This is a genomic window from ANME-2 cluster archaeon, assembly GCA_014237145.1.
Taxonomy (GTDB): Archaea; Halobacteriota; Methanosarcinia; order Methanosarcinales; family Methanocomedenaceae; genus Methanocomedens_A.
The window spans coordinates 45,141-57,864 of record JAAXOC010000092.1; the positions used below are offsets into that span (position 1 = coordinate 45,141).

Annotated in this window: 14 protein-coding genes; 6 read left to right on the forward strand and 8 right to left on the reverse strand. The window is 45.2% G+C overall.

Annotated elements, in window-relative coordinates:
• Positions 1–64 precede the first annotated feature (64 nt).
• Positions 65–1,444, forward strand: coding sequence for a circadian clock protein KaiC (locus tag HF974_12145; GenBank protein ID MBC2699059.1), 1,380 nt, complete (start codon positions 65–67; stop codon positions 1,442–1,444).
• Between the two features lie 2 nt (positions 1,445–1,446).
• On the opposite strand, the gene HF974_12150 is transcribed toward HF974_12145, so the two are convergent.
• From HF974_12150 to HF974_12165, 4 genes are all read right to left on the reverse strand, one after another.
• Positions 1,447–1,836, reverse strand: coding sequence for a Zn-ribbon domain-containing OB-fold protein (locus tag HF974_12150; GenBank protein ID MBC2699060.1), 390 nt, complete (start codon positions 1,834–1,836; stop codon positions 1,447–1,449).
• A 6-nt stretch (positions 1,837–1,842) separates the two neighbouring features.
• The gene (locus HF974_12155; protein MBC2699061.1) at positions 1,843–3,015 is read right to left on the reverse strand and encodes a thiolase domain-containing protein; all 1,173 of its coding nucleotides are present in this window, start codon (positions 3,013–3,015) and stop codon (positions 1,843–1,845) included.
• 6 nt (positions 3,016–3,021) lie between these two features.
• A complete protein-coding gene (locus HF974_12160) occupies positions 3,022–4,062 on the reverse strand; it encodes a hydroxymethylglutaryl-CoA synthase (GenBank protein MBC2699062.1) in 1,041 nt (346 codons plus the stop codon).
• A gap of 78 nt (positions 4,063–4,140) precedes the next feature.
• A complete protein-coding gene (locus tag HF974_12165; protein ID MBC2699063.1) occupies positions 4,141–4,869 on the reverse strand; it encodes a helix-turn-helix domain-containing protein in 729 nt (242 codons plus the stop codon).
• Positions 4,870–5,047: 178 nt separating this feature from the next.
• Between HF974_12165 and HF974_12170 the strand changes: the two genes are divergently transcribed.
• Positions 5,048–6,025 (forward strand): radical SAM protein, encoded by a 978-nt coding sequence (locus HF974_12170; protein ID MBC2699064.1) that lies wholly within the window; start codon positions 5,048–5,050, stop codon positions 6,023–6,025.
• A 119-nt stretch (positions 6,026–6,144) separates the two neighbouring features.
• Here HF974_12170 and HF974_12175 read toward each other — a convergent pair whose 3' ends face one another.
• The 4 genes from HF974_12175 to HF974_12190 form a co-directional block, all read right to left on the reverse strand.
• On the reverse strand, positions 6,145–6,903 hold the full coding sequence (locus HF974_12175; protein ID MBC2699065.1) for a phosphopantothenate/pantothenate synthetase: 759 nt from the start codon (positions 6,901–6,903) through the stop codon (positions 6,145–6,147).
• Positions 6,904–7,147: 244 nt separating this feature from the next.
• Entirely contained in the window at positions 7,148–7,894 is a 747-nt protein-coding gene (locus HF974_12180; protein ID MBC2699066.1) for an exonuclease, read from the reverse strand.
• Between the two features lie 255 nt (positions 7,895–8,149).
• The gene (locus tag HF974_12185) at positions 8,150–8,413 is read right to left on the reverse strand and encodes a hypothetical protein (GenBank protein MBC2699067.1); all 264 of its coding nucleotides are present in this window, start codon (positions 8,411–8,413) and stop codon (positions 8,150–8,152) included.
• Positions 8,403–8,684: a BrnT family toxin gene (locus HF974_12190; protein MBC2699068.1), complete on the reverse strand. Its 282-nt coding sequence runs from the start codon at positions 8,682–8,684 to the stop codon at positions 8,403–8,405. Before HF974_12190 ends, HF974_12185 begins: the two co-directional genes overlap by 11 nt.
• Positions 8,685–8,902: 218 nt before the next feature.
• Here HF974_12190 and HF974_12195 point away from each other — a divergent pair, with 218 nt between their 5' ends.
• From HF974_12195 to HF974_12210, 4 genes are all read left to right on the forward strand, one after another.
• Positions 8,903–9,604: a SagB/ThcOx family dehydrogenase gene (locus tag HF974_12195; GenBank protein MBC2699069.1), complete on the forward strand. Its 702-nt coding sequence runs from the start codon at positions 8,903–8,905 to the stop codon at positions 9,602–9,604.
• Between the two features lie 639 nt (positions 9,605–10,243).
• The gene (locus HF974_12200; GenBank protein MBC2699070.1) at positions 10,244–11,593 is read left to right on the forward strand and encodes a pyridoxal phosphate-dependent aminotransferase; all 1,350 of its coding nucleotides are present in this window, start codon (positions 10,244–10,246) and stop codon (positions 11,591–11,593) included.
• A gap of 43 nt (positions 11,594–11,636) precedes the next feature.
• Positions 11,637–12,104 (forward strand): IS1 family transposase, encoded by a 468-nt coding sequence (locus HF974_12205; GenBank protein MBC2699071.1) that lies wholly within the window; start codon positions 11,637–11,639, stop codon positions 12,102–12,104.
• Positions 12,068–12,724, forward strand: a 657-nt coding sequence (locus HF974_12210) for an IS1 family transposase (protein MBC2699072.1), incomplete at its 3' end; no start/stop codon positions are given. The genes HF974_12205 and HF974_12210, both read left to right, overlap by 37 nt.

Consider the following 12,724-nt stretch of genomic DNA (forward strand, 5'->3'; position numbering starts at 1 on the left):
GATTTGGGATAAAATTTGTTTGCAGCAAGTATAAATATTTAAATATCAAACATATTTAGTACTTATGAAACTCTGTCCCAGTGGCATTGCATACCTGGATAAAATATTAGGTGGTGGCCTGCCAAAACCATCATTGATCCTTATCGCAGGCAGCGTAGGTGTCGGGAAAACCACCCTGGCATTACAATCATTATCAGCGGCGGCTTCGAACGGTGAAAAAGCACTCTATATCCCCCTCACGTCCCAGTCACCGGAAAAACTGATGGACTATTTGCACAATCACACCTTTTATAATGATAATATCATTGTCCGTCCTGTCGACCGCTCCACTGCCGAGAAGGACCCACTGACCATACTTCTGGACATAGGTACCATAATGGCTTCTACCAATCCTGACCGGGTAGTGATAAACCCGCTGACTACACTGGGTTTCGGCTTCCCTGTCAGTGAGATACGCCGCTTTTTTTATTCCTTTGATGCAATGCTACAGGACTGGTCTGCCCAAACACTTGTAACAGGCGAATTGAGCAGGCCGGAAGTCCACAATTCGATCCTGTCCCATATTACAGACGGCGTGATATACCTAGACCAAAGAACGATCGGGAACAAGACTAACAGGAAGATGGATATAATCAAAATGCGGGGTGGGGGTGAAACATCTGATATTAACCGATCTTATGAGTTCAAGATCGAAACAGAAGGTATCCGTATCTTCCCAAAACTTGAACCTGTAATAAGCGACCGGCAATTAGGCAATCACCAACTGTCAACCGGAGTTAGGGGACTTGACAGCATGATGCATGGAGGGATACCTGCCCAATCCACAGTACTGGTCATAGGGGGACCAGGGACTGGTAAGACACTTCTTGGCCTGCAGTTCATAATGACAGGACTAAAACAGGGTGAACCTGGAATGATCATACTGTTCGAGGAACGCGAGAACCAGTTGATATATGAAGCATCCAGGATGGGATGGGACCTTAAGGGGTTCATGGATAGTGGCCTGCTTAGGATAATCTATGCATATCCCAGGGATATTTCACCGGACGAACACAACCTGGAGATTAAATCGCAAGTGGAGGACATTAGTGTAAAACGATTGCTATATGATGGGGTCTATAACCTTGAATCAGTCATACCAGATCCGGTAGAATTGAGGGAACATATCAGGTTGCTCAGTGATTTTTTAAAATACAAAGGCATCACCGTTATGCTGACCAACGAGGTATCAAAGAAAATTGCACCTGGCAACATACCTAGTATGAGTATATCATCCATAGCCGATGCCATTATCATGCTTAATTTTACAGACGGGCAGAACAGGTTTGACCGTACCATGTCAGTTCTTAAGCTAAGGGGTAGCCACCATGACCTGTCTGTAAGGAACTACATTATCCGGGATCATGGTATCGAGATAGTCCGGAAAGGATTTGATGGAATTTAATGTTATTCGACAACGAACTTGGTACCGTAATAGATCATACCCTTTTCACTTTCCTCGCCCAGTTTCCTGAACACTGAACGTACCCTGGTACCGATCTCTAATTCTCCTGGTTCGCATATTACCTGGCCGGTCAGGCTGGGACCTTCGTTTAACTTAATGATTGCCAGATTATATGGTACCTGGTTGGCATAGCCCTTAGCTGCCGTATGGATCACAGTATAAGTGATAACCTCGCCTTTGCCTTCGAACTGGTAACTCTCGATCTTCCCATCCCTGCGGCAGGTGGGACACATCTGCCTGGGCGGGAAATAATATTCTCCACAATTCGTGCAGTGGGTGCCTATGAGATTATACCTGTGCGGGATCTTTCTCCAGAACCTTGAAACTGTCATTTCATATCACCTGTCCCTCGAAAAAATATGTACTACAGCAGTACCGCCCGAACCGCCTACGTTATGTGTCATACCGATTCCGGCACCATCGACCTGGCTTTTACCTGCTGTTCCCCTCAACTGCTCTGTGATCACCACTGCCTGTTTGATACCGGTTGCTCCCACCGGATGCCCGCAGGCCTTAAGACCTCCGGATGGATTTACAGGTATGCTGCTGTCAATAGCAGTCTCACCATCTTCCGATGCCCTGCCACCATCACCTTTTTTGAAAAATCCAAGGTCTTCTATGGCGCATATCTCGGCAATAGTAAAGCAGTCGTGTACTTCAACCAGATCTATATCGTCAGGAGTAAGTCCGGCCATTTTATATGCCCGCTGACCTGCCACCATTGAAGCGTCGAGTGTGGTTATATCCGCCCTGTCGTGGAGGGAGATAGGACTGCTGGCCTGGGTCGTAGCCTTCACGTATACTGGAGTGTCAGTATATTTCTTTGCAACATCTGCCGGGGCCAGCACCACAGCAGCCGCACCGTCAGATATTGGAGAACAATCGAACATGTGCAGGGGATCGGCCACCATGTTGGACTGCAGTACTGTATCAAGGGTGATCTCGTTTCTGAACTGGGCGATCGGGTTCATGGTACCGTTATGATGGTTCTTCACAGAAACAGCGGCCATCTGCTCTGATGTAGTACCGTATTTATGCATATGAAGCCTGGCTATCATGGCATACAGACCAGGGAACGTGGCACCCATGATGCCTTCCCATTCCCTGTCGGCCGCAGCTGCCAGTGCATCGGTGGCTGTGTCCAGGTCCACATCTGTCATTTTCTCGCCACCTGCGGCCACTATAATATCAGCATATCCGGAAGCCACTGCCAGAATGCCCTGGCGCAGTGCAAGGCCGCCGGAAGCACATGCTGCTTCCACTCTTGTGGCGGGCACATGCAGTTTACTGGCCAACCCGGAATAATCGGCTATCAGGCTGCCCACATGTTCCTGCTCCACAAACCTGCCGCTGCTCATATTACCCATATACAGACCGTCGATCTCTTCCCCCTGGATACCTGCATCTACGATAGCGGACACTCCGGCCTCAACGAAAATATCCCTCAGGGAACGGTCCCATAACTCTCCGAACTTTGTACAGCCAGTACCTATAATTGCAACATCCCTCATCTTGCATCACACCCTTATCTTACCCTTATGCTTGGCATAGTTTGCATAATCCAGGTATATCGGATCGGCAAGCAATTCATGCACCTTTGGAGCACCATTGCGTATATCCTCTATCTTATCAGTGACCGTGATGCTGAAAGCATCACTGCCTGCACCTGAACCAAATGCTGTCATAAATATCCTGTCCCCTTCCTTTGCCTGGTCCAGGATGGCGGCCAGCCCGATCATACATGAACCGGAATATGTGTTACCTAACATGGGAACCACCAGTCCTGGCTTTATTTGCTCATTGGTAAATCCAAGCATCCCGGCAGCCCTTTCAGGGAACTTACCATTGGGCTGGTGGAATACTGCATAATCATAATCCAAAGGTTTTGAACCGATCTTTTCCATCAGTCCTTTTGCCGCCGATGTCACGTGCTTGAAATAACCCGGATCACCGGTAAACCTGCCCCCATGTTCAGGATAAAGCATTCCCTCACGCCTCCAGAAATCAGGGGTATCGGTTGTAAATGAGTATGTATCTTCGATAATTGCTGCCAGGTCAGATGAGCCTATCACATAGGCAGCACCTCCGGCAGCAGCCGTATATTCCAGTGCATCACCCGGCGCACCCTGGGACACGTCCGAACCTATGGCAAGGCCAATATCTATCATGCCTGAAACTACCAGGCCCATGCAGGTCTGGATAGCGGCTGTACCTGCCTTGCAGGCAAATTCATAATCGGCTGCTGTAAGGACGGGTTCAGCCCCGATAGCCGCTGCCACTATGGTACTTGTGGGTTTAACGGCATATGGGTGGCTTTCGGACCCTGTATAAATAGCACCAACCCTGGAAGTGTCAATATTGCCTCTTCTTACAGCACTGCGTGCTGCTTCAACAGCAATGGTAATGGCGTCCTCGTCAAGGTCGGGTACTGATTTTTCATTAACCTTCAGCCCTTTCTTGATAGATGCGGCATCTGCTCCCCAGACCGCAGCGATATCTTCCAGTTTTATGCGGTATCGGGGGATATATACGCCGTATGATACAATGCCTACTTTCATATGGTTCACCTAACTTATGGTAATAATATTATATTTCGAAGAATAATGGCCTATCTGGTAAATCTGTTGTGGTTGCCGTTAACGTGATTGAAGTATCTCGATCATCGATTCCACAGGCATCATTGTTGACAATAAGTGAATGTTCTCAACCTCGGCGATCTTCCTGGCAATGGGGTCAACGTCCTTTCCTTTAAGCCCGTGAAGCACAATGGCACCGGGCTTGAGGCTGGTAACCCTGATGGCAACCAGCGGGGACCTGCCCGTGGATACCCTGGTGAAGATCATGGCCCTCTCTGTGCTCCATCCGTAAAGTCTCTGGAACTCATAGGAAGGCAATTCAAGGATTGCCTTGAGGCTGTCTACCACTGTATAACCGTATAGCTGTTTATCGTATTCTGTTTTCTGCGTGTGTACTATTTCAGCTTCAATGAGGTCTGCAAGTTCGGTCACGGGCATAGGGGAAGTATATTCATGGATGTCGAACACGATTTTTTTATCATAACTTTCAGATATCATGTTCTCATAAGCACGGATCTTCTTACTACCACGCTGTTCGTCGATATCAAGCAGTGCGTTCACGATCTTGCTTACAATGACAGTACCTGGTGATTTCCTACGGCCGCTCTCGTAATCACTGATGACCGAAGGTGAAACATCCAGGAATGTGGATAGGTCTGACTGGGCCACATCAAAATTCAGCCTCCATTTTTTCATAACATCTCCAGGCTTGTTAGAGAGTGTTATCTCGCCAGCCATTTTTTCAGCAAGGCGATTCTTAATATCACTATCGGTATTATCCCCTTGCATGTAGTGTACTAATTTACCTGCACATAATATAAACCTAACGAATACCACATCGTCATTTGACGAAGTGGTCAACAACTATACCTATAAAAGGTCAACAACTATACCTATAAAAGGTCAATAACTATACCTATATAATTGAACTAAATCATAGCAGTAATTGACAAGGAATGGAATAGCCATGAGTGATGCAGAAATTAAAGCCGAGCTTATTGCCGTAGGTACTATTGATATCGACAGGTCATTACTTGGTGACATTACCGTACCAACGGCAGGACCCGGAGCAGGTAAAACAGCATTTTTCTTCAGGTGGAACGCTCACCGGGTCAGGCTGGCAGTAGATGAAGGGTCAAAGTTAAAAGCTGTGGCTGATAACGGCGATATCGTGATATTCGAGGGACCGAAAGCATTGGTCAGGGGGCATATTGAAGCGGAACTGATACACTGCCCGCAACAGGCATATATCACTATCAGTGAGCAGTGTATTTTTGACTGCAAGTACTGTCCCGTCCCAAAACTCTCAGGTAAGATCAAGAGCCCAGGCGAGATCGTTCGCATGGTGGAGGAGGCGTACAGCACGGGTAACTTAAAGGCGATTTCCATCACATCGGGCGTGGCAGGGTCTGCTGAAGAGGAAGTGGAAAGGGCAGTAGAGGCTGTGAAAGCACTCAGGAAATACAATCTACCCATCGGGGTGTCTGTCTACCCCACAGCCGATTCCAACCGGAAATTGAAGGAAGCGGGGGTAGTGGAAGTAAAGTACAATGTGGAGACAATGGACCGCGAAATATTCAAACGTGTATGCCCGGGTATGGACCACGATTTCATTATTGGGAAACTGAAAGAGGCAGTTGGATTGTTTGGCAGGAACTTCGTGTTTTCCAACTTTATTATCGGCCTGGGAGAATCCGACGAAACCGTGGAGGCAGGACTTGAGGAGCTGGCTTTAATGGATGTGGTGCCCATACTCAGGGCAGCAAGCATGCATCCGCTGCGAGTGGGTGAAATCGAGATTGAGCGGCCTACCAGCGAGAGACTCTTAAAACTTACACGGATACTGCGCCGGATACTGGATGAGCACGGGCTGCGGGCCGATGTGTCCCAGACCATGTGCCTGCCCTGTACCGGATGCGACCTGAACCCGCATCTGGACCTGTAAGATGGGGGTGACGTGATAATTGAGGTACGCACCGGGAATGACTGCACATGGTTCATAATACCGAACGGGTGCTACAAGGATGAGTATATTAAACACTCACCAAATGAGGCCTGTGGAGATTATTTAGACCGACTAAGTTCCATAAGATTATTGTAAATTTTCTCCATGGCAGCATCCAGCCATTTCTTGATATTATAACCTTCAACGATCTCCTGTAGATATATTTCAGGCTGCTCTTTCAATTCATGCACTGAATTTATGATGTTGGGCACCGCCCTGGTAATATTGTCAACAACCGGAACTGTTGCACACCGGGCTGTCCTGGACAGGGGGTTCAGGTCAACAGCAATGACCTGCTTACCCATGGCCACCAGGGCTTCGCACCTGTCCCCGTCTTCAAGAGGCACGAACACCACGTCTGCCGAATAGCTACCCTCACTGCATACCCGCCCCCTCTCTGATGACAGGCCGGGAATGAAAGCATCAGGGTCGGCACCCAACACACGCCGGGCACCGTGAGCTTTTAGGTGTTCAATGATCTTAAGCACCCTCTCTTCGGTCCTGTAGAACAGGTTCACTTCCAGGGGTGCATCCAGTAATATTGATAATTCCACAAGCTCTTGCGGGACAAGGGCCGCAGCGTTGCCGTTCACTGATATAACCGGGGTCCGGGCCAGCAGCAGCATGGCAGCCGCAATACGTTCGGCGGCACAGGCAGAAGATATAGTGCACTCACCGATAAGATAATCAAAGGCTTCTCCCCTACCCTGGGCTATCAGCCCTTTAACACTGGTGATACCTGATTCCACACCACTCACTATACGCTCCCTGGTAACAAGAGACTGGTACCTGGGGTGGTTTTCAGGGATTTGGTTCATGTGGCCTTTTAATGGGGTCCAATGGTTTTAATCCCACAGGCGTACCTTGGTTAAGTGATACTTTTATTTTTGAGTGGATTTTAGGTTTGACCCTCAGTTGTTTAATCAGTTGCTTGCGTCCGCTCTCATCTAATTTACAATACAAAGTCCAAAAAATATCCATAATTATATACCCTATATTTATTCAATATCAGTAAAATATAATCTAACCTTATCACGCATAAACATTATGGTGTTGTCCTATCTACTGATATGCATTTTCTATCAATGAAGTATATAGCATTTCTATGATTATCTCAAGGTTTTGTATATCCTCTATATTATATCTTACGAGTTTGTCCAGCGCTGCCTGGCTGCCGCGCTTGTACTGGTACCATAATCGCACTGCATCGAAACCTGATAGACCTGTGGTTTCGTCAGACCTTGAAAGTCCCAATTCGGTTTCGATACGTTTCAGCCCCCCGGTCAGGCCCAGCCTGCGAAGGGGATATAGCAGGTCGATATGAAGCTGGTCGAAACTGACACCTGGCAGATGATGCTCAATAAAAGGAAGGTCGAACCGTGCCCCGTTGAAAGTGACAATGACCTTGCACCCTTCCAAGGCCTGTGGGAAATCTTCCAGGTCGATGCCGCTTATAAACACCTTTGTTCCATCGCTGCCATGTACTCCAATCATGGTTATCTCATCATAATAGGGGGACAGTCCGGTGGTCTCAATATCCAGGAATATGGTATTTTCCCTGAATTCCCTGTATGCCCGCCAGTGCTCTTTTTTGGGGAGGTTATTGGCGAAGTATGTGTGGTCACGGGCATTTAGCTTCTCTTTTGATGTGCTGATACCTTCCAGTATATGTCTTAGTTTTGATTCCGGTAGTCCGGCACGGTGGGGCTCTTCCCTGAATTCATCCCAGGACTTGATACCGCTGTCCCATATCTTTCTCTCTGTTGTGGCACCTATCCCGGGCAGGTGGATGTAACTGTTGGTGAGCATATTGAGTAATAGGGTCAACCTGATATAAATATCCCAACATTAAATGCCACGAACTGGAACACCGCGGATTCGAACTGCAGTCCAGGCGACCTAAATTATCAAGCATCTGCCAGGCTTCCGGCTGCCTTCCAATCAACATGCACAAGGGTCGGCCTTGCCTGGTGAATATCTACTTATGATAGAGATACCTGAATTAAATCCTGGATTCTAAAAAGTTAAATAATCTTCAAATACCCATCCGGATAAGAAATATTCTCAAGATGACTGCTCTTGCAACTTTTCCTGCAGCCATAAATTCACAAGAGTATCAGGTGAAATACCGCGGTGTCTGGCAGATGCCTGGATTTTATCCGAAAGTTCATTGTCCACTGCATAATATATCAATTCGGATTGGATATCAACTTCGAACTCAGCAGGTCTGGTCTCATCCCAATGATCGGTAAGCTCATGTATATCCCAGAACTCCCCAATTTCGTCATAGTCCCGTGCTTTTGATATAGAACTTTTATTATTGTTCATATTTCTTCCTTTCAGCACCAGTCATGTCTCGTGCAGATATTATAAGTGCATGTTTATTTTTTTTGTATATAAAGAAGAGGATTAGAAACCTGCCTGCCTTTGACCTGCCAAGGGCGGCATATACATTTTCATTCGGATAGAACCCCTTTTCAACAAAACGGAATATCGGATTACCACTAAATACTTCATGCACTTCATCTTGCTGTACATTGTGCTTTTGTATAAGTTTTTCAATGGTTTTGTCTGTCCATATAAGACCAATGATTTTCAATTTTACTCTCTCGATCGTGATCAATTAATTGACATTATTTACTTTTAGGAAATCCTATAATTCCTACTCTACATTCATTTTAAAGTCACTTATTGCAGATAAACTTCATTATTTTATCCTCCTCCAGCACCCCACGTCACATCTGGCACTTTTTTTAAGTAGTATAAAGTCAATAATCTTTTATCTGTGTGATATTATCACAAAAATGGAGAGTAGCCATGGTGAAGAGCATACATATTGCTATTGCAATTGTCTGTATGGCAGTAGTGCTGGCAGTAATAATCCAGCCGGTTCGAAAGGAACCTCATGTGGGAAACGAGGCTGGAGATACAATCATTCTTCCTGAACCACGAGACTCTGGCGAAGTATCGGTTGAGGAAGCCCTGCTTGATAGAAGGTCGATAAGGAATTATAAAGATGAATCGTTGAAGCTGGACGAGATTTCCCAATTGCTGTGGGCGGCACAGGGTATCACACATCCGGGGGGATACAGGACCGCTCCTTCTGCGGGTGCGCTCTACCCGCTGGAGGTCTATGTGGTTGCAGGAAATGTGGACGGGCTCCAGGCAGGAATTTATAAGTACAGGCCGCATGGGCATGAACTGGAGAAGGTGGCAGGGGGAGATGTGCGTGCTGAGCTGTGTGCTGCTGCGCTTGATCAGGAATGTATTGAGGACGGTGCTGTAGTACTGGTGTTTGCTGCGGTGTATGAGCGGACGACCCGGAAGTATGGCGATCGGGGGGTGCGGTATGTGCATATGGAAGTGGGACATGCTGCCCAGAATGTTTATTTGCAGGCGGTCTCGCTGGGTCTGGGGACTGTGGTTGTGGGGGCGTTCGATGATGATGGGGTAGAGAGGCTGCTACAGATGCAGGATGATGAGGGGGCGCTGTGCATTATGCCTGTGGGGAGGGTGTGAATTAGGTAGGGAGATTGGGTGTGATGTTAGTGAGTGGGGGTTGGAGTTATATCTTTCTGTATTTTATGGAATAAATCAGAATGTTTTATTTTGACTGGGTACAGAACAAATGAAATAAGTACAAGAAGGTTTATCTGAATGATGATGCAGAAGGTTGGAAATGGGCATAGTTTATGGAACCTGCTGAATGACAATCTTGCCATAAGGTTTACGGATAAGATAGAAAATCGTGATGTAGAGTTTTATTTACAGGCCACGGTACTTAAGTCCGGGGTATAGGTGACTAAACGGCTTGTGTTTTTCACTCGAGATAGATTGGTCAGTAGAACGAATAATCCAGCTGAAAATTACTACCATCAGACCGACCCCGATCAAATAAAGAAGAAATACAGGACTGCTCGTGGAATACTGTCATATCTAATGAGAAAGATGAAGTGCTGGACTTTGAGGCATGGCAAGGTGCAACACCCAACAAGTTGACAATCTCCCGTACCGAATAAACATTTATAGAGAGAAGAATCATTGTAATTGGGAATAAATATGGAGAAGGAAACCTAAACGGGCCGATTATATTTTAAAAAATTCCAAAGAACTTTATTTTTTATTTGAAGTACGAAAGGATTACTGGAGTAGAAGTTTATGAAAGAGATTTTGTTAGAGCCGCATGTTGATTCTATACGGATGCCAGAGAATCTGAAGATCGGATTGATGGTTTCAGAGGCAAGAAAGAAATGTCAAAATACGGCATGCCCTTTCGAATATTATGGATTAGCATTCGGACAATCCCCGTTCCATGTTCCAGAGCCTCTTGTAGCTGCATTGGCCAAAAATGCTGGTAATGGGCATTATTCAGATGCTGAGGGTATAGAACCATTGCGCGAAGCTATTTCCAGTTTTAATAAGCGGCATTTCAATCTGGATGTCGAGCCTGGTAGAATCGTGGTCGGTCCGGGAACAAAGACTTTGATACATATGATATTTGACATCGTTAAGAGCGATGTGATCATCCCGTCTCCTTCATGGATCGGTTATTTTCCTCAAGTCAAGCTGTTAGATAAACACATTCATACATTCCACTTAAAGCCTGAATGTGATTATAAGATCCAGCCTGAAGATCTGGCTGAATTTGTTATGGATCTCCATAAAGAGCAGCATACATTGATCATCAATAATCCGCATAATCCTACCGGAGTGGTGTATTCGAAGCATGAACTGGAGAAGATCGCACAAGTCTGCAAGGAACATAATATTCTTGTGATAGCCGATGAGATATATGCGTTGACTACATATAATTTTGAAGAGTTCACGAGTATGGGTTTAATCTATCCGGAAGGGACTTTTGTTACGAATGGGCTCTCCAAGGACAGATCCGCAGGTGGATATAGATTAGGCTCATGTATATTGCCTGAAAATTGTTCAGATAGACTTAAAGAAGCTTTTAAAAAGGTTGCTGCAACAATCTACACGAATGTGGCAACACCGATACAATATGCAGCCATCAGAGCGTATGAACCCAATTACGAGATAGAAGAATATTTTGAGACTATCAGGGAGATCCACAGGATAATGGGCACTTTCATGAGCAATGCGTTTAACGGGATAGATGGAATAAGAGCCACCATGCCCAGAGGATCATTTTATTTCTTTGCAGATTTTAATGAAATCTCTGAGCAATTGGTCAAAAGGGGTGTAAAGACATCAAATGAGTTGATGAGCTCATTGATCTCGCATCCGTTCCATATCGCTGCAGTCACCGGCGATGCGTGTCTGCTTGACCCGGATGATTTTGGTGCAAGGATTGCATTTGTGGATTATGATGGTAAGGCAGCATTTGAGGACTTTAAAGCAAACCCACCTGAAAACTCGTCGGATGAGATTAAGTTTGTTCAGAAGAATGCACCACGAATGGTCGATGCAATCGGGGCAATGGAGAACTATCTTAATTTCATAAAAGATGGGTTTTTTGGTGTTGACCCTTTAATTTACTGATGTTTTAAATACTATTAAAACAATATAATCATCGGTGATTAATGTGGGAACACGTGGTCCAAAATCAAAATTCACCGATATTGCCTGCCCTAATGTTTTATGTCCCGACTATGGAATCACTGAGATGGGAAATATCGCTGGAAATGGAACATACGAAACACAAAATGAAAAAGTCCGAAAATTTATCTGTCGAACATGTGGGAAATCATTCAATAGTCGGAGTGGAACGGTCTTTTACGACCTCAGGACGAAAAAAGATACCTTTATTCTTGCACTAAAAATGGTTCTTAGTGACATCCCTCTTAGAAAAATATCATATATACTGGATGTAAAATTAGATACAGTCAGGGATTGGCTTCTCCGAGCCGCAAATCATAGTGAAACGGTGAATGATATCTTTCTTAAGGATCTAGAAATCTCAAAGGTTGAATTAGACGAACTTTGGACCTTTGTAAAAAAAAACCAATTCCGGGAGTGGCAGACCCTAAGGAAGAACGGTGGATATGGGTAGGTTTTGCAAAAGAGTCACGATTACTTCTTCGTATAGTAGTTGGCCCAAGGATGCAAGAGTCAGCTGATGAATTAATCAAGGGAATCGATTCATGTCTCGATAAAAACAATAAGTTGCCTTTATTTGTAAGTGATGGGAATAATCAGTATAGGGTGGCTCTTTTTAACCTCTATAACGAGACAGTAACGCCTCCTAAAACTGGAAAGAGAGGAAGACCTAAAAAACCATACAAGATACCGAGAACGGATCTAAGATATGCACAGGTAATAAAAGAACGAAAAGGTGGAAAGCTCGTTAAAGTACATAAGCAGGTCATATTTGGGAATATTGAAGATATATCACCATCTGATATCACAACTTCTCACATTGAGCGACAAAATTTGACATTTCGTCAAGAAAATGAGCGTATTGCAAGGAAAACAATTGGTTTTTCAAAGAAAGATTACTGGTTAAATAAGCAAATGGTATATTATCTGGCATTTTATGATTTTATAAGGCCACATTCTGGATTAAAACTAAAAATCCATCCAGATGATGAAGATATTACGAATCGAAAGTATATTCAGAGAACACCGATGATGGCGGCTGGAAAAACTGATCATATTTGGTCAATGGAGGAA

Coding starts and splice junctions, on each gene's coding strand:
- HF974_12145 (MBC2699059.1), top strand. CDS start 65: ATGAAACTCTGTCCCAGTGGCATTGCATACCTGGATAAAATATTAGGT.
- HF974_12150 (MBC2699060.1), bottom strand. CDS start 1,836: ATGACAGTTTCAAGGTTCTGGAGAAAGATCCCGCACAGGTATAATCTC.
- HF974_12155 (MBC2699061.1), bottom strand. CDS start 3,015: ATGAGGGATGTTGCAATTATAGGTACTGGCTGTACAAAGTTCGGAGAG.
- HF974_12160 (MBC2699062.1), bottom strand. CDS start 4,062: ATGAAAGTAGGCATTGTATCATACGGCGTATATATCCCCCGATACCGC.
- HF974_12165 (MBC2699063.1), bottom strand. CDS start 4,869: ATGCAAGGGGATAATACCGATAGTGATATTAAGAATCGCCTTGCTGAA.
- HF974_12170 (MBC2699064.1), top strand. CDS start 5,048: ATGAGTGATGCAGAAATTAAAGCCGAGCTTATTGCCGTAGGTACTATT.
- HF974_12175 (MBC2699065.1), bottom strand. CDS start 6,903: ATGAACCAAATCCCTGAAAACCACCCCAGGTACCAGTCTCTTGTTACC.
- HF974_12180 (MBC2699066.1), bottom strand. CDS start 7,894: ATGCTCACCAACAGTTACATCCACCTGCCCGGGATAGGTGCCACAACA.
- HF974_12185 (MBC2699067.1), bottom strand. CDS start 8,413: ATGAACAATAATAAAAGTTCTATATCAAAAGCACGGGACTATGACGAA.
- HF974_12195 (MBC2699069.1), top strand. CDS start 8,903: ATGGTGAAGAGCATACATATTGCTATTGCAATTGTCTGTATGGCAGTA.
- HF974_12200 (MBC2699070.1), top strand. CDS start 10,244: ATGAAAGAGATTTTGTTAGAGCCGCATGTTGATTCTATACGGATGCCA.